The organism is Leisingera sp. MMG026 (assembly GCF_021654205.1).
Taxonomy (GTDB): domain Bacteria; phylum Pseudomonadota; class Alphaproteobacteria; order Rhodobacterales; family Rhodobacteraceae; genus Leisingera.
The window spans coordinates 70,098-96,111 of sequence record NZ_JAKFZM010000007.1; the positions used below are offsets into that span (position 1 = coordinate 70,098).

General features: G+C 57.5%; 25 protein-coding genes. 18 read left to right on the forward strand and 7 right to left on the reverse strand.

What is annotated here, in order from left to right; all coding sequences use genetic code 11:
• Window positions 1–114: 114 nt before the first annotated feature.
• Window positions 115–1,023 carry a LysR family transcriptional regulator gene (locus L1069_RS05475; protein ID WP_211038629.1) on the reverse strand — a complete coding sequence of 303 codons (909 nt, stop codon included), beginning with the start codon at window positions 1,021–1,023 and terminating at the stop codon, window positions 115–117.
• Between the two features lie 102 nt (window positions 1,024–1,125).
• On the opposite strand from L1069_RS05475, the gene L1069_RS05480 reads away from it, so the two are divergent.
• Genes L1069_RS05480 through L1069_RS05505 form a run of 6 tightly spaced genes read left to right on the forward strand, consistent with a single transcriptional unit; the run spans window position 1,126 to window position 6,727 of the window.
• Entirely contained in the window at window positions 1,126–1,998 is an 873-nt protein-coding gene (locus tag L1069_RS05480; RefSeq protein WP_082649345.1) for a crotonase/enoyl-CoA hydratase family protein, read from the forward strand.
• 41 nt (window positions 1,999–2,039) lie between these two features.
• A complete protein-coding gene (locus tag L1069_RS05485) occupies window positions 2,040–3,089 on the forward strand; it encodes a TRAP transporter substrate-binding protein (RefSeq protein WP_102875625.1) in 1,050 nt (349 codons plus the stop codon).
• A gap of 57 nt (window positions 3,090–3,146) precedes the next feature.
• The gene (locus L1069_RS05490) at window positions 3,147–3,728 is read left to right on the forward strand and encodes a TRAP transporter small permease (protein ID WP_102875624.1); all 582 of its coding nucleotides are present in this window, start codon (window positions 3,147–3,149) and stop codon (window positions 3,726–3,728) included.
• The gene (locus L1069_RS05495) at window positions 3,725–5,008 is read left to right on the forward strand and encodes a TRAP transporter large permease (RefSeq protein ID WP_102875623.1); all 1,284 of its coding nucleotides are present in this window, start codon (window positions 3,725–3,727) and stop codon (window positions 5,006–5,008) included. The genes L1069_RS05490 and L1069_RS05495 overlap by 4 nt, the downstream gene beginning before the upstream one ends.
• 22 nt (window positions 5,009–5,030) lie before the next feature.
• Window positions 5,031–5,846, forward strand: coding sequence for an SDR family oxidoreductase (locus L1069_RS05500; RefSeq protein ID WP_102875622.1), 816 nt, complete (start codon window positions 5,031–5,033; stop codon window positions 5,844–5,846).
• Between the two features lie 53 nt (window positions 5,847–5,899).
• Window positions 5,900–6,727: an alpha/beta hydrolase gene (locus L1069_RS05505; RefSeq protein WP_158526391.1), complete on the forward strand. Its 828-nt coding sequence runs from the start codon at window positions 5,900–5,902 to the stop codon at window positions 6,725–6,727.
• Between the two features lie 34 nt (window positions 6,728–6,761).
• On the opposite strand, the gene L1069_RS05510 is transcribed toward L1069_RS05505, so the two are convergent.
• The 3 genes from L1069_RS05510 to L1069_RS05520 form a co-directional block, all read right to left on the reverse strand.
• Entirely contained in the window at window positions 6,762–8,174 is a 1,413-nt protein-coding gene (locus L1069_RS05510) for an aldehyde dehydrogenase family protein (protein ID WP_237455017.1), read from the reverse strand.
• A 263-nt stretch (window positions 8,175–8,437) separates the two neighbouring features.
• Entirely contained in the window at window positions 8,438–9,460 is a 1,023-nt protein-coding gene (locus L1069_RS05515) for a GlxA family transcriptional regulator (protein WP_123619117.1), read from the reverse strand.
• An 8-nt stretch (window positions 9,461–9,468) separates the two neighbouring features.
• Window positions 9,469–10,677, reverse strand: coding sequence for an aminomethyltransferase family protein (locus L1069_RS05520; RefSeq protein WP_102875617.1), 1,209 nt, complete (start codon window positions 10,675–10,677; stop codon window positions 9,469–9,471).
• 152 nt (window positions 10,678–10,829) lie between these two features.
• On the opposite strand from L1069_RS05520, the gene L1069_RS05525 reads away from it, so the two are divergent.
• From L1069_RS05525 to cueR, 4 genes are all read left to right on the forward strand, one after another.
• Window positions 10,830–11,702 carry a LysR substrate-binding domain-containing protein gene (locus tag L1069_RS05525; RefSeq protein ID WP_102875616.1) on the forward strand — a complete coding sequence of 291 codons (873 nt, stop codon included), beginning with the start codon at window positions 10,830–10,832 and terminating at the stop codon, window positions 11,700–11,702.
• A gap of 33 nt (window positions 11,703–11,735) precedes the next feature.
• On the forward strand, window positions 11,736–11,978 hold the full coding sequence (locus L1069_RS05530; protein ID WP_102875615.1) for a hypothetical protein: 243 nt from the start codon (window positions 11,736–11,738) through the stop codon (window positions 11,976–11,978).
• 351 nt (window positions 11,979–12,329) lie between these two features.
• Window positions 12,330–14,840 (forward strand): heavy metal translocating P-type ATPase, encoded by a 2,511-nt coding sequence (locus tag L1069_RS05535; RefSeq protein WP_058123748.1) that lies wholly within the window; start codon window positions 12,330–12,332, stop codon window positions 14,838–14,840.
• 12 nt (window positions 14,841–14,852) lie between these two features.
• Window positions 14,853–15,251 (forward strand): Cu(I)-responsive transcriptional regulator, encoded by a 399-nt coding sequence (gene cueR, locus L1069_RS05540; RefSeq protein WP_058123691.1) that lies wholly within the window; start codon window positions 14,853–14,855, stop codon window positions 15,249–15,251.
• Between the two features lie 21 nt (window positions 15,252–15,272).
• Here cueR and L1069_RS05545 read toward each other — a convergent pair whose 3' ends face one another.
• Together L1069_RS05545 and L1069_RS05550 are read right to left on the reverse strand one after the other, a co-directional pair.
• Window positions 15,273–16,037, reverse strand: a complete 765-nt coding sequence (locus tag L1069_RS05545) for a glutaredoxin (RefSeq protein ID WP_170863239.1) — start codon at window positions 16,035–16,037, stop codon at window positions 15,273–15,275.
• Complete coding sequence (locus tag L1069_RS05550; RefSeq protein WP_306434225.1) at window positions 15,959–16,885, reverse strand: DUF305 domain-containing protein; 927 nt, start codon at window positions 16,883–16,885, stop codon at window positions 15,959–15,961. Before L1069_RS05550 ends, L1069_RS05545 begins: the two co-directional genes overlap by 79 nt.
• A gap of 179 nt (window positions 16,886–17,064) precedes the next feature.
• Here L1069_RS05550 and L1069_RS05555 point away from each other — a divergent pair, with 179 nt between their 5' ends.
• The 4 genes from L1069_RS05555 (at window position 17,065) to L1069_RS05570 (ending at window position 20,368) form a co-directional block, all read left to right on the forward strand.
• Entirely contained in the window at window positions 17,065–17,646 is a 582-nt protein-coding gene (locus tag L1069_RS05555) for a L,D-transpeptidase (RefSeq protein WP_082645005.1), read from the forward strand.
• A gap of 125 nt (window positions 17,647–17,771) precedes the next feature.
• Complete coding sequence (locus tag L1069_RS05560; protein ID WP_092465203.1) at window positions 17,772–19,034, forward strand: multicopper oxidase family protein; 1,263 nt, start codon at window positions 17,772–17,774, stop codon at window positions 19,032–19,034.
• Between the two features lie 140 nt (window positions 19,035–19,174).
• A complete protein-coding gene (locus tag L1069_RS05565) occupies window positions 19,175–19,660 on the forward strand; it encodes a disulfide bond formation protein B (protein ID WP_040104428.1) in 486 nt (161 codons plus the stop codon).
• A 42-nt stretch (window positions 19,661–19,702) separates the two neighbouring features.
• On the forward strand, window positions 19,703–20,368 hold the full coding sequence (locus L1069_RS05570; protein ID WP_024099381.1) for a L,D-transpeptidase: 666 nt from the start codon (window positions 19,703–19,705) through the stop codon (window positions 20,366–20,368).
• Between the two features lie 87 nt (window positions 20,369–20,455).
• Here the strand turns inward: L1069_RS05570 and L1069_RS05575 are convergent, their stop codons facing one another.
• On the reverse strand, window positions 20,456–21,013 hold the full coding sequence (locus L1069_RS05575; protein WP_233486466.1) for a hypothetical protein: 558 nt from the start codon (window positions 21,011–21,013) through the stop codon (window positions 20,456–20,458).
• Window positions 21,014–21,410: 397 nt separating this feature from the next.
• Here L1069_RS05575 and L1069_RS05580 point away from each other — a divergent pair, with 397 nt between their 5' ends.
• The 4 genes from L1069_RS05580 to L1069_RS05595 all read left to right on the forward strand — a co-directional run bounded on the left by L1069_RS05580 (window position 21,411) and on the right by L1069_RS05595 (window position 25,997).
• On the forward strand, window positions 21,411–22,019 hold the full coding sequence (locus tag L1069_RS05580) for a calcium-binding protein (RefSeq protein WP_237455013.1): 609 nt from the start codon (window positions 21,411–21,413) through the stop codon (window positions 22,017–22,019).
• Between the two features lie 141 nt (window positions 22,020–22,160).
• Entirely contained in the window at window positions 22,161–22,547 is a 387-nt protein-coding gene (locus L1069_RS05585) for a DUF302 domain-containing protein (protein ID WP_046212135.1), read from the forward strand.
• A 105-nt stretch (window positions 22,548–22,652) separates the two neighbouring features.
• Entirely contained in the window at window positions 22,653–23,573 is a 921-nt protein-coding gene (lgt, locus tag L1069_RS05590) for a prolipoprotein diacylglyceryl transferase (RefSeq protein ID WP_058123688.1), read from the forward strand.
• A 78-nt stretch (window positions 23,574–23,651) separates the two neighbouring features.
• Window positions 23,652–25,997, forward strand: a complete 2,346-nt coding sequence (locus L1069_RS05595) for a copper-translocating P-type ATPase (RefSeq protein WP_170863238.1) — start codon at window positions 23,652–23,654, stop codon at window positions 25,995–25,997.
• Window positions 25,998–26,014: the final 17 nt, after the last annotated feature.

Sequence of the window (26,014 nt, forward strand, 5' to 3'; positions counted from 1 at the left end):
GCTTTTTCGAGGTGTAAGTTGTACATTTGTGGCTCTGATTATTCATTGTTCTCATGAAATATCAGAGGCAACGTGCCGCGAATTCTCAAATATCAAAAATCTATGTATTGATAATTATTTTACATCAAAGTCGCTGCCCAACGACTTGCGCACAGCGTCGACAAACGGGGCTACAATTGGGTTCGCGCTGTCGCTGCGCCAGATCAGTGAGGTCGTGATAACATCGCCAACATCGCTGATCGGAATAGCCCGCAAACCAAAGCGTGCGGCGTTCATGATGCAATTGGGATAGATCAGAACCCCCATGCCGCCCAGAACGAGGGACAGCATCTCGTCGCGCAAGTAAGCCCGCTGAGAAATCTCGAGCGAGAAGCCACGGGCAATACAATGCTCGTTGACCATATCCGTATACCGCTCCCATCTGGCGTCGCCCGCAATGATGGGTTCGCCTTTGAGCTCCTCCAGCTCCAGCGTGGCCCTCTTGGCCAACCGATGCGCTCTGGGCACAACAGCGGCAAGCCCTTCAACACTGAAAACCAATCGCCTGAAATCCGGCGGAATAGGCGTGTCCATGTCAAAAATGAACCCGATATCTATCTGGCCTTTCTGCATTTTTTCAATCTGTTCAAGCGTGCGGGCGAAACCTATGTCAATCTCTATCTTCGGGTTTTTCGACCGAAAGTTTTCCAGCACATCGGGCAATCCACCCAGGATCGCAAAATCCACGTAATTTAATCGTAGCCTGCCGCCTTTGCCGTCTGCCGCATCGCGGGCTTCCAATGTGGCAGTCTCAACCATCTCAAAAATTTGATCGGTGCGCGCATAAAGCGCGGTGCCAGCCGCAGTCAGTTCCACAGATCGTGTTGTTCGGAAGAACACCGACGTTCCCAGAACATCCTCCAGCGCCTTAACAGAGTTCGACAGCGCTGGCTGGGATGTGTTCAGGACGTCAGCGCTTTTTCGAAAACTGCCTTGCTCAACTACGGTTTTGAAGACGAGGAGTTGGCGAAGTGTTGGTAACATTATTGATACTCCAAAGTTATCAAAACATAGAAAACTAATAATGGAAAATATCAGGTTTGCCAACCATGCTCCCATAACCGGTCAGCGAACCGAGAGTCACAACTGGAGCAACGCACCTTGCCAAAAGTTCTTTACGAGAAAGACGGCCGCATTGGTCGGATCACCCTGAACCGTCCCGAGGTGATGAATGCCATCGACGATGACTTGCCAGGCGAGTTGGCTGCGGCGGTGGCGCAAGCGGATGCCGACAGGGACGTGCATGTGATGGTCTTGTCGGGTGCGGGCAAGGCTTTCTGTTCAGGCTATGACCTGGCGCATTACGCCGAAGGCAATGGTACAAATCAGGTTGTGCAAGAGATGCCTTGGGATCCGATGCAGGATTTCCAGTTTATGTGGGCCAATACGCAAAGTTTCATGTCGCTCTTTCGCGCGATGAAGCCAGTGATCTGCAAGGTGCACGGGTTCGCTGTGGCAGGTGGGTCGGACATAGCCCTTTGCGCGGACCTGACGATCATGGGCGACACAGCGCAGATCGGCTATATGCCCACCCGTGTTTGGGGCTGCCCGACGACGGCGATGTGGGTGCACCGGCTGGGGCCGGAAAAAGCCAAGCGTATGATGTTCACCGGCGACAAGATCACCGGGGCTGAGGCAGCCGAGATGGGATTGGTTCTGAAATCGGTGCCGGATCAACAGCTGGACGGCGAGGTCGAAGCACTGGCCGCCCGGATGGCGAGCGTTCCGATCAACCAGCTGGCCATGCAGAAGATGGTGATCAATGCGGCCGTGGAAGAAAAGATCAACCAGACCCAAAGATTGGCCACCGTCTTTGACGGGATCACCCGCCATTCGCCCGAAGGGATGAATTTCAAGGCCCGCGTCGAGGCGGTCGGCTGGAAACAGGCCGTTCAGGAACGCGACACCGGAAGTTTTGACTGGACCACCAACACACCCATCAACGACCGCTCGGAATAACCGCAGCGGCACATATTCAACACATCCAAGGGAGGAAACTCATGTTGAAATCACTCGCCACCATCGCAGGGATAAGTTTTGCAGTCGCCGCTGGAACGGCAGAGGCAGACGACATCCAGCCGCACCAGTTTAAGGTGCTTGGGACCTGGAGCAGTCTCAGCCAGTTCAAAAACTACGAAGCGCCGTTCTGGACCGAAACCTTGTCTGCAAACACCGAAGGTCAGATGAGCGGCGAAATCGTCTCCATCTCTGTCATGGGCCTGAAAGGGTACGAGACGCTCAACTTGCTACAAAACGGAGTATTCGATATGGGCAACATGGTTGTCGCCTATGTCACCGGATCGACGCCCGAGATGGAAGGCATCGATCTTGCCGGTGTAGCAACCGATATGGCCAGTGCACGTGCCAATGCCGATGCCTACCGCGACGTGATCAATGCACGTCTGGCGGAGCAGAACCTAATCATGCTGGCGCATTACCCCTTTGGTCGCCAGTTCGTGTTCTGCAAGGACGAGTTCGATGGCTTGGCCGGACTTGAAGGCCGCAAGATCAGGACCTCAAGCGCCACCCACGCAGACTTCTTGTCGGGCGCAGGGGCGACGAACGTGACGATTGCATTCGGTGAGGTTGTTCCTGCCATTCAGAACGGCGTCGTCGATTGCGCGGTCACTGGTGCGATCCCAGCCTATGACGCCAGCTGGCACGAGGTGATCAACTATGTTGGTGAACTGCCGATTAACATGGGCATGGCGGGGCTCTACGCGAACCTTTCCAAATGGCAGAGCATTGATGACGCATCCCGCTCCGCACTGGCCGAGCAGATCAGCAATTGGGAAGACACTACCTGGACGAACTATGTCACCGAAGAAAACGAGGGGTTGGCCTGTCTGACGGGTGATGACGCTGGTTGTTCCAAAGGTGATGCCGTCGGCATGAGCCTTATCCCGATGACCGAAGACGATAGCGCGCAGGCCAAAGGGATCCTGCAAAGCCATGTCTTCCCAGGCTGGCTCGACCGCTGCGGCGACGCGGACTGCGCAGGCCCGTGGAACGCCACGATCGGCGCCGCCAACGGTCTATCCATTCAGTAACGCGCCTGGCGGCACTGGCATGCTGGTGCCGCCATCCAACTTTGCAGGGGGTTTACCATGTTGATCCGAACACAAGGCGCGCTTGACCGTGTCTCAGAAATTGCCGTTTGGGTCGCAGGGGCGGCCCTTTTGATGACAGCTTTCATGGTGGGATTGGAAGTCATCATGCGTAAGCTTTTCAACGCGTCGCTTGGGGGCGCGGATGAAATTTCAGGCTATGTCTTCGCGGCAGCTACTGCCTGGTCCTACGCCGCAGTGATCAGAAAGAAAGGAAATGTGCGGATCGACGTTGTCTATAATCTGATGCCGCGCCCTTTGCGTATTGCATTGGACATTCTCAGCTTTCTCGCACTTGGCGCGCTGTTCGCACTTATTGGCTGGTACGGGTTTGAACTGGTCAAAGGAACGGTTGAAACCGGCCGTATCTCGGTCACGCCCCTGCGCACACCGCTTTCTATTCCTCAGATTGTCTGGATCAGCGGGATCGGACTTGCCCTGGCGATGTGGGTGTTGATTGCATTTCGTGTGGCAGGTAATGTGCTGCGCCGCAATTGGGATGCAGTCTCTGAGCTTATCGGCTCTGAAGGCATCGAGGGTGAAATCAAAGCGGAGCTGGTCGAGACGGAGGGCAAATCATGATCCTTATCGTCACGTTCTCACTTCTGCTTCTGTTCATCTTCCTTGCAATCCCGGTTGGCGCAGCACTTGGCCTGTTGGGTGTGGTGCTGGACGAGAGCTTTTCCATCATGCCTTTGCGTCGCGCCATTGGTGACATGATGTGGGAAAACTCGATCGAATTTCTGCTCGTTGCGGTGCCCATGTTTGTCATGCTGGGCGAGATCATGCTGCGCTCGGACATCGCTGAAAAGATGTATGATGCGATGGCAAAATGGCTGTCATGGCTGCCGGGCGGGCTAATGCATTCCAATATCGGTTCCAGCGCTATCTTTGCGGCGACGTCTGGGTCGTCCGTTGCCACGGCGGCCACCGTTGGGACGGTTGCGGTGCCGCAGATCGACAAGCGCGGCTATCACACACCCCTGTTTCTTGGCTCGCTTGCCGCCGGTGGGACACTTGGCATTCTGATACCGCCTTCCGTTGGCCTGATCATCTACGGGCTTTTGACCAATACATCCGTGCCCAAGCTTTACCTCGCGGGTATCCTACCGGGGCTGGTCTTGGCGGGGCTCTACAGTCTTACCATCGTCCTTCTGTGCCTCGCCAACAAAGGCTGGGGCGGCGAAAAGATCTCAATTTCGTGGTCTGAGCGTTTCGCGAGCCTGCCAAATCTGTTGCAGCCATTGTTCATTTTCATCGTGGTCATCGGCTCCATTTATGCGGGTTGGGCGACGCCAACGGAAAGTGCCTCTCTGGGCGTTCTTGCGGCACTCTTGCTGTCGTGGAAAAACGGCAAGCTGACACGGGATATGCTTCTGAAATCATTTGAAGGCACCATGCGGACAACAGCGATGATCATGCTGATCATTCTGGCAGCGGCATTCTTGAACTTCGTGCTTGCCGTCATCGGCCTCGCGGCCGCATTCCAAAGCTTTATCGAAGGCCTGGGCCTGTCCCCGTTTCAGGTGTTGTTGATCATTATCGCCATCTATCTGGTGATGGGGTGTTTCATGGAGAGCCTGTCCATGTTGATCACAACGACCCCCATTGTCGTGCCGGTGATCGTCGCCCTTGGGTACGATCCGATCTGGTTCGGTGTGGTGCTGATGTTGCTGCTGGAAACCGCTTTGATCACACCGCCGATTGGGCTGAACCTCTATGTTGTGCAATCCATCCGCCAAAGCGGACCAATCAAAGACGTAATCAAAGGGGCGATCCCGTTCGTCTTCGCCATGTTTGTGATGATTGGCCTTGTGATTGCATTTCCCTCGATGGCGCTGTGGCTGCCATCTCTTCTGTAAAAATTTGCGAAAGGAAAATCTCATGGATCTTAAGAATAAGACGATCATTATCACCGGCGGCGCACGCGGCATTGGTGCGGCCTTAGCCACTCGGTTCGCCAAGGAGGGTGCAAAGGTTGTTGTCGCCGATCTGGACGAAGGTGCTGCGCGAGCAACCGCGGCCGCGATTGATGGTTTGGGTGTGGCATGCGACGTAACCAAGGAGGCCGATGTGCAGGCGTTGGTTAAGCGGGCAGAGCAGCACTTTGGCCCGGTGGACATGTTCTGCTCAAACGCGGGTGTGTGTTTGGGCGAGCCATCACATTCAGCCTCGGCCAGCAATGACACCTGGGGCCTTTGCTGGGACGTTCATGTGATGGCGCATGTCTATGCCGCTCGCGCGGTTCTGCCAGGCATGATCGAACGCGGGAGCGGCTATCTGCTGCAGATGTCTTCGGCTGCCGGGTTGCTGAGCCAAATCGGTGATGCGGCCTATTCTGCAACCAAACATGCTGCCTTAGGGTTCGCTGAATCCGTCGCGATCACCCATGGCGGTGACGGGATCAAGGTTTCGGTCATTTGTCCGCAATATGTGGCAACCCCGATGCTGGGGTATGCCGATAAAGGCGCATCAAGCGATCTGCCGGGTGTGATCACGCCAGAAGCACTTGCAGAAACCGTGGTTGAGGGTGTTGCGCAGGAAAGCTTCCTGATCTTGCCGCACGCGGATGTCGCGCAATTCATCCAATTCAAATCGGCCAACTACGACAAATGGCTGGGCGCGATGCGAAAACTGCGCAGCAAAATTGTAGACGAGATCGGTTCCACTGATCTGGAAACAATGCACAAGCTGGTGTGACGGCTGTGAGACCTCAACCTCGGCTTGAGACATTCGCTAACCAAAAGGTGAGCGTGAATGGGCAAGATATTTGCTTTAACTCCAACGGGATTGCGGTGACGTCGGAGCGACCTTCACTTGTACTGATTCATGGCTCGGGCGGGTCCAAGCTCGACTGGCCGCAGTCTTGGAGGAGTGTGGCGGCGGCGACAGCCCCTCTTGGCCTTCCGTCGTCGACGGCTGTTCTGCCCGGCCAGGGCGGGCAATCGCTGCATTCTTATCCAGTCTTTGCTATCGATCTACCCGGTCACGGTGGATCCTATGGCCAAAGCCTTAGTGATATCGACAGCTACGGTTCAGCGGTGTTCAGGTTCATTGAAGCGCTTGGTCTGGAAAACGTTTGCCTAGTGGGGCACTCAATGGGTGCCGGAGTTGTGTTGTCAGCCGCGCTGCAATCCAGCGAACGAATTTCCTCACTGTGTCTGATCGCTGGGGCTGCGCGAATGTCGGTCACACCCGATTTGCTGGAGGGATTAAAGAACCAGACCGAAAATACCGTCGCCGCCATCGCGCGCTCCTGTTGGCATAAATCGACGCCAGAGCACTTTGTGAAGACTACGCGGCAAAGGATGATGTCTGCCGGAGGAAACGTTCTGCTTGACGATTTCACTGCGTGTTCAAAGTTGGACTTGCGCGCAAAGTTGTCCGCGCTTCAAGTCCCGACATTGATTCTTGCGGCGCAGGAAGACCGCATGGTGAAAGCCACAGAAATCGAAGCCATGGCGCAAGCTATTCCAATGGCTCAACTTCAGATCTTCCACGCATGCGGACACTTCCTTCACGTTGAAATTGCATCGGAGATCGCAAAAAAACTTGTCGCCTTTCTGGGTGCACAGATTTGAGGCTCGGTTCCAAAAAAAGAACCGAATCCAGTTTTCACTCCCAACAGGTGACGGCTTTGACCTCGAGGAATTCCTCTAAGCCCCAAACGCCGCCTTCGCGCCCATTGCCGGACTGTTTCATGCCGCCGAAAGGGGAGCCCGCCCCACTGAATTTGCCATTCATTTCAACCATGCCAGAACGGAGTTGCCGCGCCACCCGGCGTGCACGGGCCTTATCAGCGGTCTGGACATAGTTGGTCTGGACATAGTTGGTCAGGCCGTAGGGCGTGTCGTTGGCCAATGCGATGGCCTCTTCTTCGGTATCAAACGGAGTCATGACCAGAACCGGGCCAAAGACTTCCTCCTTCCAAAGCGTCATGTCCGGTGTGACGTCTGCAAAGACGGTAGGTCTGACAAAGTAGCCTTGCTCCAACCCCTCCGGCAGGCCCAGTCCGCCCGCAACCCATCTTGCTCGCTCATCAAAACCGCGCTTGATCAGGAATTGGATCTTGTTGAACTGGGTTTTTGAGACAACTGGGCCGATCTGTCGACCTTCAACGTTTGCCGGTCCGACTTCAGTTTTTTCTGCAACTGAACGCGCGGTTTCGACGGCCTGTTCATAGATTGAGCGTTCAATCAGCATCCGGGTCGGTGCGTTGCAAGACTGGCCGGAATTATTGAAGCAATGGCGCACACCGCGTGTGGCCGCCTTTTCATCGGCATCGGCATCGGCATCGGCAAAGATGATGTTGGCGCCCTTGCCGCCCAGTTCAAGGCTGACGCGTTTGACGGTGTCTGCCGCGGATTTGCTGATCGCTACACCTGCACGTGTCGAGCCGGTGAAGCTGACCATATCCGCGTCCGGATGCGCGGTGAGGGCGCTGCCCACGCCTGCGCCATCTCCATTGACCAGATTGAATACACCTGGCGGAAAACCTGCTTCGTCAATCATTTCGGCCAGCAGCATGGCGCTGAGCGGTGCCTGCTCGGCGGGTTTCAGAACCATCGTGCAACCCGCTGCCAATGCAGGCGCGACTTTGAGCATCACCTGATTCATCGGCCAGTTCCAGGGGGTGATCAAAGCGCAGACGCCGACCGGTTCATAGAGGATCATGTCATTGGGCGCGTGGTCGCCCAAGCGCCGTTCGAAGGCAAAGCCCTTCGCCGTGCGGATGGTGTTTTTCAGATGCCCGGCTCCGGCCCCCACCTGAGCCGTCTTCGCCAAGGCAATCGGTACGCCCATTTCGTGGCTTATCGCCTGTGCCATTTCTTGTGCGCGAGACTTATAGATGTCCATTAGCCGTTCGAGCGCGGCGACCCTAGCCTCGGGTTCCGTGGTCGCCCAGTCCGGAAAGGCAGCTTTGGCTGCGGCAACAGCCGCATCGGCATCCGCATCACCGCCTAGCGTGATAGTTGCGATCTTCTCTTCGGTGGAGGGGTCTTCCACGGCCATCTCTCGACCGTCGATTGAGGTGACACACCCTGGCTTCCATTCACCAACCTTGTCAGAGATCTCTGCATCGAACGGGGGTTTGTCCCAAAGACCGGTCAGGTTGCGTACCTTCGGGATGAGTTCTTCACGTTTGTGCTGCTGGGCATGGGCGTCCTGATTTATCCAGAGAGCGTTGTGCGCGCGCGCCGGGCAGGGCTCAGCGCTGTGCGCATCCGGGATGTGGGAAAAGTGGTCGACATTTCGGCGGTTTGGCTCAAGGAAGCACACAATCCGGCACTTTATAGATTCCTCGACCTGTTGCCCAACGAGATTGCAGCATCCTGATGAGGGGAGACGCCGAAGTGCCTGCGATAAAGTCTGGAAAAATGGGATTGGCTGCTAAAGCCGCTGGCAATGGAAATTTCGATGATTGGCAACGCTGTTTGATGAAGCAATCGCCGCGCATGTTCGAGCCTCAGTTTTCTGTAGAATGCTTTTGGACTTGTAGACAAAAGCGCCTTGAAGAGACGTTCAAGCTGCCGCACTGAAATACCAACCGACAAAGCTATTTCTTGAACTGGAATAGGTTCCTCCAAGTTTGACTGCATAAGTCTGATTGCGCTTGCGAGCTTGGTGTTTCGCTTTCCTGTATGCAGGAACTCAGCAACCGACTGCTCTTCTTGCCCAGTCCTAACAGAGCCGCAAACAAGCCTGTCTGCCACCCAGTTGGCTATACTGCTGCCACTGTTTTCGGCGATCAGCTGCAACATCATATCCAAGGTCGCAGCCCCTCCGGCACAGGTCAGGCCTTTTTTGCCAATACAGAAGATGTTCTGCTCCAAATCCAAGTCTGGGCAAGTTTCGGCAATTGCTCCCCTGTATACCCAATGCGCAGCTACCGGTTCGTTCAAAAGTACCCCGGCTTTGGCCAAGGTGAAGACAGCGCTTCCCACCGCGCCTATGCGCGAACCTTTCCGGGAAACACTTCGCAACCAGGCCAGAACTGGCAAAGTAGATGCGTCGACGTATTCTTTGCCTCCCAGCACGATCACCGTGTCTCTTCTGCTGACCGGCATCATCGGACCATCCACATTCATGGACAAACCGTTAGACGTCAACACAGCGTTTCCGTCTTCACTGAACAGAGACCACGAATATCTGGGCGTCTGGTCAAACTGGTTAGCTTCATTCAACACGTCCAGCGCAGCACAAAGATCCAAGGAAGAGGACGACCTCAACAGTAGAAAAGCAAAGTGCGTGGAGACGGCCGAAGCCGCCTCTGGTTCGCAACTCCCGATGCGTGCTGTTGAAACGCCGGGCATGAAGGTCACTAATCTGCATTCGGTTTGGTTGGAATATTCACCAACTTGCCGCGCGGGATCAGGCGGTCGGCGTCATACATAGGCAGGGTGCAGAGCTCACCGCTCTGGGTGGACCCATCGGCGCAGAGTACATCGACCTGCGTGCCCGGACCCTGCGCGGGATCGTCCATGCGCACGATGCAAACACCGCAGCCCTGATAGGGCGAATAGCCCGAGGAACAGGCACGGCCGACTGGCTTGCCATCAATGGTCATAACGCGTCCAAGCTGTGCCACGCCGCCGGTTACCCGCATGCCCCAGGTTCGGCAGGATTTATCGGCGGCCTCCAGCGCTTTACGGCCAACAAAGTCACGGTCGTCAAATTCGACAAAACCGCCAAGCCCCGCGTCGAACGGTGTCGTCTCCGCCCCGAAATCTGACCCGGCATTGAGCAACCCGGCCTCGACCCGCCGCGCGCGGAACACAGGCGTTCCGGTCAGCAGGATATCGAATGCAGCGCCGATCTCCATGATTTTGTCGCCGATTGCAGGGATATCCGTATCAGGCAGCAGATAGACCTCCCAGCCCAGCTCATTGGTGAAACCCGAACGGCTGATCCAGCAAGTCTGGCCTGCAATTGAAACCTCTGCACAATCAAAGTAGCGGAAGGGATTCGGCATCGGTCCGTCAAGCACAGCTGCCAGCAGTTCCAGCGAGCGTGGACCCTGGATCTGGCTGACCCAAACATTCGGATCGTGGATTTTCACATCCAGACCCTGGGCATGCGCTTTGTACCAGCTGAACAGGTCGCCATCGGCCTGCGCCATCCAAAACCTGTCTTCCGCAAGCCGCAACAGCACCCCGTCGGTAATCATGCCGCCATCGTGGTAGCAGGCAAACTGATACGAACAGCGCCCCGGTTTCACCTTGCTGACACTCCGGGTGAAAACCTTGTTCAGCAGCGTTTCGGCGTCAGGGCCGCTGATTTCGATCGGCAATTCACCGGTGTGCCGGAAAATTACGTTGGTGCGCACGGCCCAATACATCTCGTCATCTGTGGCCGTGTCGAGTTTCTCTGGTGTCAGGCGCGAATTGTAGAGCGTGTATTCGGGATCATGCGGCAGCTCCATGTAGCTCAGCGGATGGGCAGGCATGGTGCGGGCAAGCTCGCGTGGACGTGCCCCTTGATTGGGGAGAGCCTTGGCGACGAAACGATAGTGGGAGAGGTCGGTTGTCATGTAGTTCACCGTTCAGAATTGTTAGACATCTGCGGGTGATCTTCGACAAGGATAGATGGGTGCCACGCATTGAGTTTAGGATATTGTGCCGCCTGGGCTTGGCGCAAATCTAATGATTTGCACAAGTCGTTCGAAAAAATTAGACAATAGCTATGCGCTTTCGTTCCTATGATTCTCTCAAGACCTTTGATGTCGTTGCGCGCAATCTTTCGATGACCAAGGCGGCGGACGAGGTGCATCAGTCGAAAGGGTCGATCAGTTACCAAATCAACAAGCTTGAAGCCGAGCTCGGTTTTCGCCTGTTCGAGCGTGCACATGCAAAGCTCGTGCTGACAGAAGAAGGGCGTAGGTTGTGGCATGTGTCCCAAACAGCCTTGAGCCAGATCGACCGTGAAATCGAAGATCTGCGTGGTACCGCGTCAGGTGCCGTGACCGTTGGCGCACTGACCTATTTCTCGTCGCGCTGGCTATCACCAAGGCTCACTCGCTTCTTCGAGGCCAATCCCGGTATCAGCCTGCGGATCGAACCGTTCAACTCCGTCGAAATGTTGAGATCTGTCAAAGTCGATATGGCTATCCTCTGGGGAATTGGCGGCTGGGAGGACCACAAGAGCGAACTTCTTCTGTCCCTGCCTGCCGTCCCGACCGCCAACCGCGCTGTCGCAGAGCGGGTAACGCAGCTTGGATTGCCCGAGGCGGTCAGGCAGCTTCCGCTTTTGGGGGACAGCTCCGGCGATGCGGGTTGGCGGGCCTGGCACAAAGCCGCTGGGCTCGCTTACGCGCCCAGCCGGTCCAGCCTGACGATTCCGGACTCCAACAGCCGCGTTCAGGCGGTGGTGGATGGTCAGGGGATCGCCCTTTGGGATGATCTGATAACACCTGAATTTGACGACGGAACACTTGTCAGATTGTCCGATGTCAGGGTTGAAAACGCGGGGTACTTTGTCATTTTCACGGATCGGCCGATGTCTCAGGGTGCGGAGGCATTTTTGAACTGGTTGCGGGCTGAAAATGATCGCAGCTAGAGGCGGGCCTGAAATCCTGTGGACGTTCAGCTCATGAACGGCGGTTTTGGGGAAATTTGCAAGAACACCGCGCGCTCTGCGCCGAATTTACCAAGGTTTTCTGCGTCAGCGAAAGAGGCAAAAGCAAAAGGCGGGATTGTTCCGCAATTTTCGAATTCATGGTTTCAGATTTGCTGCGCATTGCATGAACGGCTGCTGTTTCCGCTGCCAGGCAGCATAAAATCTTTCGCCGCTTCGGAAAAATCTCTGCTGCGCGCGCATGCAGCGAAATTTTGACACTTCTGCAATTGGCTCTCAGCCAGGTTTCGCCGCGCACAGCATGAATGGCCGCTGTCGATATCGCGTCACAAAAGGGTAGACCCGCATGAGACGGTCATAAGTGACAGATTGCAGCGTCACATATGGCCGCACTGCTCCATATGTGACACTTTCTTGGTCGGGTGGACCCAAAAGTTACAGGCCATCGTGACGTGTTCATGTCATGTTCTTCATAACGCCCATTTGTGCAGCTTCGGGGCGGTTGGGCCTGGAAGGTCAAGAGAAGAAATTTATTTGGCGCCCTCCCATTGACCCTCCAGTTACTGGAAGCCCTACATTCCACCTCGAATGGAAAAACAGGTGAAACATATGCCCGAACCCAAACAGATCAGCCTGCCGATCGAAGGCATGTCATGCGCGTCCTGTGTCGGCAGGGTCGATCGCGCATTGAATGCAATCGACGGCGTAGAGGATGTGTCGGTGAATCTTGCATCCGAAACCGCGCGTATGAGCGTGGACGCGCTCAAGCGCGTTCCGGAAGTCATCGAAACTCTCCGCGAGCTGGGCTACCCTGCGCGGACGGTCAGGGCCGAACTCACGATTGCGGCCATGTCCTGTGCCTCTTGTGTCGGGCGGGTCGACAAGGCGCTTGCCGCGGTGCCCGGGGTGGTCGAGGTGAACGTCAACCTCGCCTCCGAGACGGCGACGGTGGTTTACGTCGAAGGTCTTGTCACGACATCCGATCTGATCGATGCAAGCGGCGCGGCAGGGTATCCGGCCACCGTGGCAACGGCCCAAGCCGGTGACGACAGGGTTGCGCGCAAGGAGGAAGAGGCTCTGGCGCTTGCCAAACGGGTCACCTTTGCAGCCATCCTCGCCTTGCCGGTCTTTTTGATCGAGATGGGTGGCCACGTCATTCCGGCCGTTCATATGCTTATCGAGACCACGATTGGTCAGCAGACGAGTTGGCTTCTTCAATTCGTTCTCACGACAATCGTTCTCTTCGGCCCGGGCCGGACGTTTTACACCAAGGGTTTCCCGGCCCTATTCCGGGGCGCGCCCGACATGAACAGCCTCGTCGCGGTCGGCACCGGGGCGGCTTACTTCTATTCCGTAGTTGCGACATTCGTACCATCGGCCTTGCCTGACACGCTGCGCTCTGTCTACTTCGAGGCGGCAGCGGTCATCGTCGTCCTCATCTTGCTGGGGCGTTTTCTTGAAGCGCGCGCTAAGGGGAGAACGGGCGCGGCCATCCAGAAGCTGCTGGGGCTTCAGGCGCGGACCGCACGCGTGATGCGGGACGGTGAAAGCATAGAGATCGAGATCGATGCGCTAGTTCAGGGTGACATCGTCATCGTGCGCCCTGGTGAACGCATCGCGGTTGATGGCGAGGTCATCGAGGGGACCAGCCGCGTCGACGAAAGCATGCTGACAGGCGAGCCGATTCCCGCTGAAAAAAGTGCCGGAGATCCGGTGACCGGCGGGACGGTCAATGGTGCCGGAAGTCTGCAATTCCGCGCCACCCGGGTCGGCGCCGACACAACCCTGGCGCAAATTATTCGCATGGTCGAAGAGGCCCAGGGCGCCAAGCTGCCGATCCAGGGATTGGTCGACCGGATCACGCTTTGGTTCGTACCTGCCGTCATGGCGATCGCGGCGGCGACCGTGCTGGTCTGGCTGGTTTTCGGGCCTGATCCGGCCCTGACAATGGCGCTGATCGCCGGTGTGTCGGTGCTGATCATCGCGTGCCCCTGCGCGATGGGGCTTGCGACGCCGACCTCGATCATGGTCGGGACGGGACGTGCTGCGGAAATGGGTGTCCTGTTCCGCAAGGGCGACGCCTTGCAGCAACTTGATTCCGTTGATGTGGTCGCCCTCGACAAAACAGGCACGGTGACCGAGGGGCGACCCGCACTGACTGACCTGGTGCTGGCCGAAGGGTTCGATCGTTCAACAACGCTCTCGAAGATCACCGCCGTGGAGTCGCTCTCCGAGCATCCTGTCGCGGACGCCATCGTCCGTGCCGCGCGGGCCGAGGGCGCACCTCTTGCGGGGGCCGAAGGCTTTCAATCGGTCACAGGTTACGGCGTGCGCGCCGTGGTCGAAGACGTGGAGGTGTTGGTTGGGGCCGACCGCTACATGGCGCGCGAAGGCATTGACGTCTCGGCATTGACTCCAGAGGAAACGAAGATCGCAAGCAAGGGTCGCACGGCGCTTTACGCTGCCATAGATGGACGTGTCGCCGCCGTGATCGGCGTCGCCGATCCGGTCAAACCGGCAAGCCGCGCAGCCATCGCAGCGCTGCACGAGAAGGGTCTTGCGGTTGCGATGATCACAGGGGACAAACGCGAAACCGCCGAAGCCATCGCCCGCGAAACCGGCATCGACCATGTCGTTGCCGGCGTTCTGCCAGACGGCAAGGTCGCGGCGCTTGACGGTTTGCGCGAAGGGAACAAGCGCATCGCCTTTGTCGGCGACGGGATCAATGACGCCCCGGCGCTGGCGCATGCCGATGTGGGTATCGCCATTGGCACCGGCACTGATGTGGCCATCGAGTCCGCGGATGTCGTCCTGATGTCCGGCGATTTGCGCGGCGTGGTGAATGCCTTCGAAGTGTCGCGGCGAACCATGCGAAACATCCGGCAGAACCTGTTCTGGGCCTTTGCCTACAATGTCGCGCTGATTCCGGTCGCCGCCGGGGTGCTTTATCCGGCCTTTGGGCTGCTCCTGTCACCAATTCTCGCGGCGGGCGCGATGGCGTTGTCCTCGGTGTTCGTTCTAACCAATGCCCTGCGCCTGCGAGGTATCGCGCCGGCGATGGACGAGCAGCGCGCAATCCCGGCAGAGCTGGCAGCTGTCACTCCTGCTCCAGCAGAATAACGGAGGTTCGACATGAACATCGGAGACGTTTCCCGACAATCGGGTGTGCCCCCAAAAACAATCCGCTACTACGAGGAAATCGGGCTGATCCGCCCGAACCGAAGTGAGAACGGCTATCGCGCATTCACCGAGAACCACGTTCACAAGCTGGCGTTTCTCGGTCGAGCACGGGCCTTGGGGTTCACCATCGAAGATTGCAGGACGCTTCTGGCTCTCTACGAGGATGAAAACCGCGAAAGCGTTCAGGTGAAAACGGTTGCGGAAGACCATCTTCGCCAGATCGAGGAGAAGATAGAGAAACTGCAATCCATGAGAACGACGCTTACCGAGCTTGTGGAGAAATGTGCCGGGGATCATCGTCCGGATTGCCCGATCCTCGCAGATCTCTCACCTGTACGAATGTCCGAATAATCGATGCCGGTTCGGCACGTTTCAGAACCAAATTGCGCGGACCGGCATCCAGATACCCATGAAGATCATCATCAGGTTTTCCGTCAGCGAAATGAACCCCAGCGGGACGGAACTGTCACCGCCGACGCAGGCGCATTTCAACTCCCGCTTGTCAATGTAGACAGCCTTGAATACGCTGACAGCGCCGACCGTGCCGATAAACAGGGCGACAGGCGCCGAGAGCCACAGCAGCGCGCCGGCAGTCATCAGGACACCTGCCAACGCTTCGCCGAACGGATAAAGCTTGCCGTATCGTACCCATTTGCGCGCCAGCAGATCGTAGTTGAGGAACATCGTCGAAAACCCTTCGACATCCTGCAATTTCTGGATCGCGAGAATGGTCATGGACAGCGAAATGAACCATTCGAACCCGCGCAAGGTAAAGACCGACCCGTACTGGTGCCAAGACAGGCCCAGTGCCAATAGCGCGGCGACGGAAAAGATCGCGATGACCGGCTGGTAGGTCGTGTCGCTTTGCTCTTCCTCGGGTGGGTCGATGTCAAAGAACACCCTGAGATCATCGTAGCCGCCGATCCGTTCTCCGCCGATGAAGGTCTGCGGCGTCGTCTCGACCCCGTGCTTCTCCATGAAAGCATCGGTGTCTTCACGGGTCTCAAGCGGATGGTCTTCCACCTCGAAGCCTTGCCGCTCCAGCAGGTCTTTCGATTTCAGACCGTAGGGGCAGACATGGCCCGGCATGACCATGCGATAAAGCTGCGCGGATTTACTGTCTGTGTCCCGGGGCATATGCTTTCCTCCTTATCCGGCGCAGGTGAATTGACCACGGAACCCGGCTTCGTAGTCGGTTCCGCGCTGACGATCAGATCGGTCAGGTCACCGTCTGTCTCTACGATCTCGGCCGATAGCGGGCCTTGAGAAAACGCATTTTCGCCCTGCGCATCCAGGCGCACCAGGTCACCGCTGATCTTCATCGCGGCCCCAGTCCCTTCGCCGGTCTCACCGGTCACCAGCACGGCTGGACTGTCCGAGGTGTAGGCAAATCGGCAGTCTCCACCATTCGGGAACACCGCTGCGATTTCGTCTTCCGTCAGAAACTCGGGATCGATTTTTGACACGACCTCCGTTTGAAGCGCCTGTTGCGCATCCACGACCTGTACCGGCGTTCCGGTCGGCGTGGCCGATGCCTCACCGTTTGCGCCAATGTCAGCAATGAGGTAGCGCATTTCGGCGATTTCCTTGTCCTGCGCATAGATAATGTCGTCTGCGAGCCCCCGGACGCGCGGGTCGGTGATCTCGGCACGAGTCGACGTCATGATGGCGATCGAGTGGTGCGGGATCATGGCGCGCATGTAGGACCTGTCCTGCACCGTAAATTGCCCGCGTACCAGCCAGAGGCTTGCCGCAAAGACAAGTATGGCGCCCCCGAAGATCGCGATGTTGGCTTTGGTGTTCTGATACATGGACAACATGTACGCCAACATGATCACGGCCATGGTCGCCCCCATCAGGATGGCCATGTAAAGGCGTGTCTCCGAAAAGAAGATATGGCCCCAAAGATAGGTGTTCAGGTACATCAGAACGAACATGACCACGGTCGATGTTCCGATCATCATAAAGAACCGTGAGTAGTGCATTTCCAGTCACCTCCTTGCAGTTCTCTGTAAAACAACAACATTCCAGCGCTGGAGAGTTCCAAAAGCGCGAATTTTCGTAGTTTCAAGGCAACAAAGGCGCGTCGTTTGCCCCGGTTCACGGCTTCTTTTCTTTGCCCCTGACGCGCACTGAATTTTCATGGGTCCGAGGAGATCGCGCCATGCAGAATTTCACGAGACGAGAATTGATTTGTGCCGGAGCGATGGGTTGCTTTCTGCCCACAATTGCCTGGGCCCACAAAGTCAAATTGCCCGAACGGTTCGAACCGCAATTGGTAAACACCCGTCGTGGTGACTGGGTTAAAGACGATGTCCACGTCGTTCCCGACGATTTTTTCCTTTATTTCATGCTCGAGGACGGGATGGCGATCCGCTACGGGGTCGGGGTAGGGCGCAAAGGTTTGTACGAACCCGGAGAGTTCACGGTAGCGCGCAAGGCCAAATGGCCATGGTGGCGGCCAACGAACGCCATGATCCGGCGCGAGCCACGCAAATACGCGAAGTACAAGGATGGGCTGAAAGGCGGGCCAAACAACCCGCTCGGGGCCCGCGCGCTGTATCTCTATGATGATGAGGGACGCGATACCTATCTTCGTATTCATGGAACCAACGCTCCGGAAACCATTGGATCGGCCGTGTCGAATGGATGCGCGCGGTTGACGAATGAACACGTAAAAGATTTGTATGATCGCGTAGAAATTGGCGCCCGCGTCTTCCTGTATCCCAAAGTGACAACGGCGTGAGGAGCGTTCTGTCGCCTTGAAGTTCCTCTTCCGGAAATGGCACAAGTGCGGCAGTTGGCGAAAGCCAGTCCATCATTCATGAGGTGACGGAATTGTCTTTGAGCCGGAGGTCTTTCCTTGGCGGGATGACCGTTGCGCTGGCTGGTACCCGCTTGCCAGCAGCGACACGCGAGTTGATCCTCGCGCCCCAATCGATCAAGGCGCGCCTTGCTGGGTACGACGTGTCGATGTTGGGCTTCAACGGTGGTCTGCCGGGCCCAGAAGTCAGAATGCGACAAGGACAAACCGCCCGCATTACCCTCGATAACCGATTGGAGGAGGGCGCTCTTGTTCACTGGCATGGGTTGCGGGTTCCAAATCGGATGGATGGTGTCAACGTTCTCACTCAGGATGTGGTCATTCCGGGCGACACGTATCGTTATCAATTCGGCGTCCCGGATGCCGGCACGTATTGGTATCACTCGCATTACCTGTCTTACGATCAGGTCAGCCGCGGCCTTTTCGGCGCCTTCATCGTCGAGGAGCAAAATGCGCCGGCTGTCGACCATGACATTGTTGTTCAGTTCTTCGATGTCTTGTTGGATCAGTCCGGACAGTACGACGAAGGGTTCAACCCGGCTCATTTCGCGACCGAGGGCCGTATCGGCAATACGGTCACGGCGCTTGTTTCCAATGGAACCAGCAAGAATGTGAGACAAGGCGACCGCCTGCGTTTGCGCCTGATAAATCCCTCTATCGACAGGGTTTACCGTGTCGGGCTGGACGGTCTGGCAGGCAAGATCGTTGCACTGGATGGTATGCCCCTGGCGCAGCCACAGACACTCGAACCCATCCTCCTAGCTCCGGGGCAAAGATGCGATGTGATTGGTGATGCGACCGGGCCTATTAGATTCGACGACAGCTTTGGAGAGTGGACGTTGAGCCTTGGCGAAATCGCTGTTTCCGGCTCTCGTGACCCTGCGAAAGTGCCCATCACCGCGTTGCCCGCCAACCGAATGCCCGCCCCGCAAGACCCCGGCCAAACCGCGGAGCTGGTGCTCCAGGGAGGTGCGGGAAGCGCGTCCCATAACGGCACTGGAACATGGGCGCTCAATGACGTATCTGGACTGCCTCGAACCCCTTTCCTATCCGTCGCGCGGGGGACGACCGTGCGCATTTCAATCCGCAACGAAACCGGGTTTCCACACGTCATGCATCTGCATGGCCACCATTTCTGGGAACTCGATGCGGCGGGGGAAGCCGGTCCATACCGGGACTCGACCTTCCTGGATATCGGCGAGACGCGGGATATTCTCGTCGTCCTGGACAATCCGGGATCCTGGATGCTGCATTGCCACATGTTGAGCCACCAAGCCGACGGTATGGCAACGTGGATCAGAGTCGGCTGAGGGTCGAGACGGATACATACCGTTACAAATCTCTGAATGATAACAGGCCTTTTGCCGTCTACGTAACCTGACAAGCGAGAAACAGGTCCATCGATTGCCAACGGGAGCGTTCATTGACCCTGACACCAAAATCTCTCGGCATGACTGCGGCGGCAGGATCAGCCGCCTTGCTGTTAGGGGCCTTCGTTTTCCAGGCTCTTGGGTACGCGCCGTGCGCAATGTGCATCTGGCAACGCTACCCACACGCAATCGCCATTGGAATGGGCGCTCTGTTGCTCTTTGCTCTGCCGATTTTGCCAATCCTGATAATCGGTGCCCTGTCGGCACTCAGCACATCCGCGTTGGGAATGTTTCATACCGGTGTCGAGCGCGGCTGGTGGGAGGGACCGACTTCTTGCACGGGATCCGGCCTCGATGTTTCCCAAATGTCGGTATCGGAATTGCTGCCCTCTGCGAGTTCAAATGCGTCCACTCTTGTTCTGTGCAATGAGGTTGTCTGGGAATTTCTGACGTTGTCCATGGCGAGTTGGAACGCGATCCTAAGCGGTGTCCTTGCTTGCCTCTGGTTGGTCGCGATCGCAAGACATCAAAAGGGTCGATGGCATGGGGTCGCGGACGTTTCTTGAATCGTCTCGCATTCATCGAAAACAAACAAAGGGCTTCGCTTCATGGTTACAAGACGACACTTCCTTGCACTTTCCGGCTCGCTGTTTTCAGCTTCTCTGAGTTCGCCAGCATTCGCTAAGACCTGGCCGACAACAGCCGAAAAAGCAGCTTGGGATGCGCAGGTCACGCCCGCCAACTATGACCCGGCAACAACCAACCCATGGGGGCTGCATCCCAGGCTGCTGCCGCAACGCGTTTTGGCGAATGACGGTTTGCGCCCGGGTGACATTCACGTCGATGCGATCGCGCGCTATCTGTACCATATCGAGGAAGATGGCACCGCGATGCGCTACGGGGTCGCGATTGCCAAGGGCGATCTCTATGAACCCGGCACCTATACGATCCGCCGAAAGGTCGAATGGCCGCACTGGACGCCAACACAGTCAATGATCGAACGCGATCCGGAGGCTTACGAGCGGTTTGCCGACGGTATGGAGCCCGGCCCCAACAATGCCTTGGGCAGCAGGGCTTTGTATCTATTCGTCGGAGATCGGGATACGTACCTTCGAATTCACGGAACGCCGAGCCCTCGCAGCATTGGCGGCCGGGCCAGTTCGGGATGCGTGCGCATGGTGATGGCCCATATCAATGATCTCTATCCGAATGTCGCTGTCGGATCGACGGCGTTCCTTTACTCGGCCGAAGACAGCGTTACCGCTCGAAGCTGACCTATTCGTAGGACAGAGAATCTTTGGCTCACACGCCGAGTACCGCGTCGTGCAGGGACAACTTGCAACGAATTGTTGGACGAACACTCAAGGCCGCGTCGCAAGTGAATTTTCGAACTGTGCGATCGCTACGGATTTGTCGTCCTCATCGTTCTCGAACAGCTTTGTGGTTCGCACGCCCGGCAACTTGCCAAAATCCGCCATCAGGCGCTTTGGAAAAAATGTGCGTCCAATGGATTCAAATCCTGGTAATTGCCTTAGGATCGCAGAAGTACTGACGCTACAAAAGCCTGAAGCAGCCGGACCGTTTGCCAATGCAAGTTGCAAGGCGCGCTCCGCGACTTCGGGGGACACATCGATCTCTTGTATGACGACATGGTAGGTCTCCCGTGCATGAGCCCGTGCGTAAAAATCGGCCACTTGTGGAGTAATGCCATAAAGCACATCTCCCCGTTCCGGTACCGCGCTCAGCCGGACCGTTCCTGCCGGATCGAAGATAACGCGCTGCGACCCATTGATCATGACGCTGGTATGCGCACCCGCCCCGGACCTGTTATTGATCATAGTGTACAGCGTCAACGCGGCCGGTCCGTCGTGACTGTAGGATGCACTACTGATGACTTCGGCTGAAGCATCAGGGCGCATGTCGTTTCCTGCACCGCACCCCGCCAAAATCACCAAGGCAAGCACCAAGAAAATGCGGTTCAAAAAGAGCAACTTGCAGCCTCCTGCCATGGGTTGAATGACTGAATTTTCGGGAACATCAGGGCCTCTGCCACTCTCGACACCAACTCTTCCGAATTTCACTTCCACCGAAACATGGTTTCGGTGTCAGTTGGTACACGACTCCTCGACAGGTTTTTCTCTGGATATCGCATGTCTTAGATGAAGAGGAGCGTTCGCCCCGAATTGATTTGTCGCAGTTTGTAACAGACCCCGCCTTTGTGACCTCGCGATACAAAACACCGGCTCGCGTGTTATTCCGCATCTGCAGGTGCATCCCATATAGTGGGTATCGCAACACTGACACGAGGTGATCGAAATGAAACGCAACACTTTACTCGCTGCAATGACCCTGGCTGCAACCGCCTTTGGTGGCGCGGCCTTCGCGGATGCCAACCATGGGCACGGTGGGCAGCTTGGTGCCCAAGGTGGGGCAGGCATGATGCAGAACGGTGGTCCGGGCATGATGGCGAACATGGGCGGAATGATGGACATGATGAAGCGCATGCACGGGAACATGATGGGCGGCGGCATGATGGGCGCAGGCATGGGCAGTGGTATGATGGGCCCAGGCATGGGTGCCGGCATGATGCAAATGTTCGACACTGATGGAGACGGCACAACCACGCCGGAAGAAATGCGCACGCGGCTTCAGGCCAAGCTTTCCGAGTTTGACAGCGATGGGGATGGAAACCTCTCGATTACCGAGTTTGAAGCTCTCCACAGCGCAATGATCCGCGAAATGATGGTGGATCGTTTCCAACACCTCGATGCCGATGGCGACGGCGCGGTGACGCCGGAAGAGATGGCCGCTCCTGCCGATAGGATGGAGCGGATGCAGATGATGCGGTCGAATATGGCAGATGCGCCTGCGCGGCCCGGCAACGGTCAGGGCATGGGCAACGGCTCCATGATGCAGGACAACTGAGCCAATGGGTGCCGGTTTATTTTCCGGCACCCGTCCTCACAACGCCAAAACCATTCGCGGTCGGGACATTGAACCGAACCGCGACCTGAACCGTTTAGCCTCGGTATGCCAACAAATAGAGACACTGAAAGGAAAATTCCCATGGCCTATACCTATGATCGCGTCCTGAAAGACACCAAAATCGATGACGCAGAGATGCGTGTTCGGGATGCTTTGGCAGACAAGGGCTTCGGCGTTTTGACTGAGATTGACGTCAAAGCGACGATGAAAAAGAAACTTGATGCGGACATGCCGCCTTACCGCATCTTGGGGGCCTGTAATCCGGGCATGGCGCACAAAGCCATCGAGATCGAGCCTCGCATCGGTGCGATGCTTCCCTGCAATGTTATCCTGCGGCAAGTGGACGGCGACACCGAGGTCAGCGCGGTCGATCCTGTCGCTTCGATGCAGGCGGTGCAGAACCAAGACCTGGACGCGGTCGCCGGCGAAGTCCGCGATCTCCTGCGGGACGCCCTCGACACCGCGTGATGGCGGGATGGGCGTTGGATGCCCTGTCGCAGAGCCAGCGCCATTGGCGGTGCTCGATTAATGCCATCTAATCCCCACGTAAATTCCTGATGAGGAACTGACCCAGTGCTGCCAGCGGGATTGCCATTTCCGGATATTGGAACCGACCTCTTCTCCTTCGACATCGGGGGGGTCACATTCGCACTCCGCTGGTACGCGCTAGCCTATATCTTCGGTATCCTGATTGGCTGGCGCATTTGTTTGAGTGCCATAAGCCGTCCCGCGCTCTGGACATCAGTTGGACCGCCGCTTGACCGGACGCAGATCGAAGATCTTCTGACGTGGATCATCATCGGCGTGATTGCTGGTGGTCGCCTGGGCTTTGTACTGTTCTACCAGCCCGCATATTATCTCGCCAATCCCTTGGAGATTCTGATGGTCTGGCAAGGCGGCATGTCTTTCCACGGGGGCTTCGCGGGCGTTGTCATCGCGGCCTTGTTGTTCTGCCTTCGACAAAACGCGTCATTGCTCAGCACTGGCGACTTGCTGGCTTTGACAACACCACCAGGCTTGTTTCTTGGGAGGCTGGCGAACTTCACCAACAACGAGCTGTGGGGGCGGCCGACGGACGTTCCCTGGGCGGTGATCTTTCCCGGCGAAGTCGCGCAGGCCTGCCCAGGGATTAGCGGCCTCTGCGCCCGACACCCGTCCCAGCTGTACGAGGCGCTATTGGAGGGGCTCATTCTTGGAATGCTGCTCATTTATCTCGCTTGGGGCCGGGGCTGGCTGAAAATGCCCGGTGCCTTGGCTGGCGTGTTTCTGACCGGCTATGGTCTTGCCCGAAGTTTCGTCGAGATGTTCCGGCAACCGGACCAACAGTTTGTGACGGCGGACAACCCGATTGGCCATGCGCTCCATTTTGGTGAGTGGGGTTTGACGATGGGCCAGTTGCTCTCCATGCCGATGGTGTTGGTCGGGCTGGCGTTGATCGTGCTCGCCCGACGGGAACGGGGCCGGACAGCGCCACCCCGCAGATCCGCAATGTAATCACCATACTGATCTCTCTTGACCCTCCTGTGGATGGAAGCCTTAGGCAAGAGAAGCATTCTCGGAAAGGACCGCAAAATGAGCACCCCCGACAGTTCTGAAACCACAGCAGCTTCTTCGGTATTCGTTTGCCCAATGCACCCTGAGGTGCGGCAGGTTGAGCCCGGCAATTGTCCGAAATGCGGGATGCATCTCGTGCCGGAATCGGAGCTCGAGGTCCATTCAGCACATGATCATCACGACCACCAAGCAGGTGCCGCGCCGGCGGATGGACGATATGATCTGGTTCCCCAAGGGCATGATGGTCCCATTTACACTTGCCCGATGCACCCTCAGGTGCGGCAGCCTGATCCGGGCGCGTGCCCGATCTGTGGCATGGGGTTGGAACTGGAATCCGGTGTGCCGGGCGATGAAGGTCCAAATCCCGAACTGGTGGATTTCACACGGCGGTTCTGGGTCGGCACAGTCCTGACGATCCCGCTCCTTGTCCTCACGATGGGGCCATTCGTCGGTTTCCCCGCAGTCCGGACTTTTTTTGGCGAAGGCACCACACAATGGATCGAATTGATCCTGGCAACGCCAGTGGTCTTGTGGTGCGGCTGGCCGTTTCTGGAACGCGGATGGATTTCGTTCCGCACATTGAACCTCAACATGTTCTCCCTGATCGGCATGGGCGTTCTTGCCGCCTGGCTCTTCAGCGTCGTTGCCGTTCTCGCACCGGACATATTCCCTGATGGGTTCCGAGACTCCGAAGGCCATGTCGGCGTCTACTTCGAGGCGGCGGCGGTGATCGTGACGCTCGTGCTGCTCGGTCAGGTGATGGAATTGCGCGCACGTGAAGGAACCGGCAAGGCGATCCGTGCGCTACTCGATATGGCCGCCAAGACCGCGCGGGTCATGCGGGACGATGGCTCCGAAGAGGAGATCCCGCTGGAGGACGTACAGGTCGGCGACCGGCTGCGCGTACGGCCCGGTGACAAGGTTCCTGTCGATGGCGTGGTTCTGGACGGCCGGTCCTCGATCGACGAAAGCATGATCTCCGGTGAACCTGTGCCGGTCGAGAAGACCGAAGGCGACCCGGTAACTGGTGCGACGATCAACGGCACTGGCAGTCTGGTGATGGAGGCGACGCGTGTCGGGTCCGACACGATGCTGGCTCAAATTGTCGAGATGGTGTCGAACGCGCAGCGCTCGCGCGCCCCGATCCAGAAATATGCCGACAAGGTGGCGGGATATTTCGTTCCGGCCGTCATCGGTATCGCGGTCCTGTCCTTCATCGCCTGGGCGATCTGGGGGCCCGCGCCTGCGCTTTCCTACGCATTGATTTCGGCAGTGGCGGTTCTGATCATCGCTTGTCCTTGTGCGCTTGGCCTGGCGACACCGATGTCGATCATGACGGCGACAGGACGGGGCGCTCAGGCAGGGGTCCTAATCAAGAACGCCGAGGCGCTGGAGCGGTTCGAGAAAGTCGATACCCTGATCGTCGACAAGACCGGCACGTTGACCGAAGGCAAGCCGCGGCTTGTCGACGTACTCCCGCAACCCGGCCACGACGAAGCCGAGGTCTTGCGTCTCGCCGCATCGCTTGAGCGCGGATCGGAGCACCCCTTGGCCGAAGCGATCGTCAGGGGTGCGGAGGAGCGAGATGTCAAAATGGACAATGCTCGGGACTTCGAGGCGATCACTGGCAAGGGCGTCAAGGGTGTTGTGGGCGGCAAAGCGGTGGCGCTCGGCAATCTGGCGATGATCCGCGAACTAGGGCTCGAGGCAGGCGCGTTGACCGCCAAGGCCAATGCCCGCCGCGACGAAGGTGAGACGGTAATGTTCGTGGTGCTGGATGGCGACATTGCAGGTCTTGTCGCTGTCGCCGATCCGGTGAAGAAGAGCACACCTGCGGCCATCAAGGACCTGCATGAACTGGGGTTCCGCGTCATCATGGCGACCGGAGACAACGAACGCACTGCCAACGCCATCGGCGCACGGCTCGGCATCGATGAGATCCGGGCCGACGTGCTGCCGGAGGACAAGGCGCGGATCATCCGTGAATTGCAAGAGGCGGGTCACAGGGTCGCGATGGCCGGGGATGGCGTCAACGACGCGCCGGCCTTGGCACAAGCCGATGTCGGCATCGCCATGGGCACTGGCGCCGATGTGGCCATCGAAAGCGCGGGCATCACGCTGGTCAAGGGCAACCTCGACGGTATCGTGCGTGCGCGGCGGCTCGCCCGGGCCACTATGCGCAACATCCGCCAGAACCTGTTCTTCGCGCTGATCTACAACGCCTCCGGCGTGCCGGTCGCGGCGGGAGTTCTGTTTCCCTTCTTTGGCATCCTCATCAGTCCGATGTTTGCTGCCTTCGCCATGAGCGCGTCGTCAATCTCGGTGGTGCTCAATTCGCTGCGCCTTCGCGGCGTTCGTATCTAGAAGCGCGCAACAGCATT

Coding starts and splice junctions, on each gene's coding strand:
- L1069_RS05550 (WP_306434225.1), bottom strand. CDS start 16,885: ATGCACTACTCACGGTTCTTTATGATGATCGGAACATCGACCGTGGTC.
- cueR (WP_058123691.1), top strand. CDS start 14,853: ATGAACATCGGAGACGTTTCCCGACAATCGGGTGTGCCCCCAAAAACA.
- L1069_RS05555 (WP_082645005.1), top strand. CDS start 17,065: ATGCAGAATTTCACGAGACGAGAATTGATTTGTGCCGGAGCGATGGGT.
- L1069_RS05595 (WP_170863238.1), top strand. CDS start 23,652: ATGAGCACCCCCGACAGTTCTGAAACCACAGCAGCTTCTTCGGTATTC.
- L1069_RS05515 (WP_123619117.1), bottom strand. CDS start 9,460: ATGCCCGGCGTTTCAACAGCACGCATCGGGAGTTGCGAACCAGAGGCG.
- L1069_RS05535 (WP_058123748.1), top strand. CDS start 12,330: ATGCCCGAACCCAAACAGATCAGCCTGCCGATCGAAGGCATGTCATGC.
- L1069_RS05565 (WP_040104428.1), top strand. CDS start 19,175: ATGACTGCGGCGGCAGGATCAGCCGCCTTGCTGTTAGGGGCCTTCGTT.
- L1069_RS05545 (WP_170863239.1), bottom strand. CDS start 16,037: ATGCCCCGGGACACAGACAGTAAATCCGCGCAGCTTTATCGCATGGTC.
- L1069_RS05475 (WP_211038629.1), bottom strand. CDS start 1,023: ATGTTACCAACACTTCGCCAACTCCTCGTCTTCAAAACCGTAGTTGAG.
- L1069_RS05570 (WP_024099381.1), top strand. CDS start 19,703: ATGGTTACAAGACGACACTTCCTTGCACTTTCCGGCTCGCTGTTTTCA.
- L1069_RS05575 (WP_233486466.1), bottom strand. CDS start 21,013: ATGCGCCCTGATGCTTCAGCCGAAGTCATCAGTAGTGCATCCTACAGT.
- L1069_RS05490 (WP_102875624.1), top strand. CDS start 3,147: ATGTTGATCCGAACACAAGGCGCGCTTGACCGTGTCTCAGAAATTGCC.
- L1069_RS05580 (WP_237455013.1), top strand. CDS start 21,411: ATGAAACGCAACACTTTACTCGCTGCAATGACCCTGGCTGCAACCGCC.
- L1069_RS05525 (WP_102875616.1), top strand. CDS start 10,830: ATGCGCTTTCGTTCCTATGATTCTCTCAAGACCTTTGATGTCGTTGCG.
- L1069_RS05560 (WP_092465203.1), top strand. CDS start 17,772: ATGACCGTTGCGCTGGCTGGTACCCGCTTGCCAGCAGCGACACGCGAG.
- L1069_RS05520 (WP_102875617.1), bottom strand. CDS start 10,677: ATGACAACCGACCTCTCCCACTATCGTTTCGTCGCCAAGGCTCTCCCC.
- L1069_RS05485 (WP_102875625.1), top strand. CDS start 2,040: ATGTTGAAATCACTCGCCACCATCGCAGGGATAAGTTTTGCAGTCGCC.
- L1069_RS05495 (WP_102875623.1), top strand. CDS start 3,725: ATGATCCTTATCGTCACGTTCTCACTTCTGCTTCTGTTCATCTTCCTT.
- L1069_RS05585 (WP_046212135.1), top strand. CDS start 22,161: ATGGCCTATACCTATGATCGCGTCCTGAAAGACACCAAAATCGATGAC.
- L1069_RS05530 (WP_102875615.1), top strand. CDS start 11,736: ATGAACGGCGGTTTTGGGGAAATTTGCAAGAACACCGCGCGCTCTGCG.
- L1069_RS05500 (WP_102875622.1), top strand. CDS start 5,031: ATGGATCTTAAGAATAAGACGATCATTATCACCGGCGGCGCACGCGGC.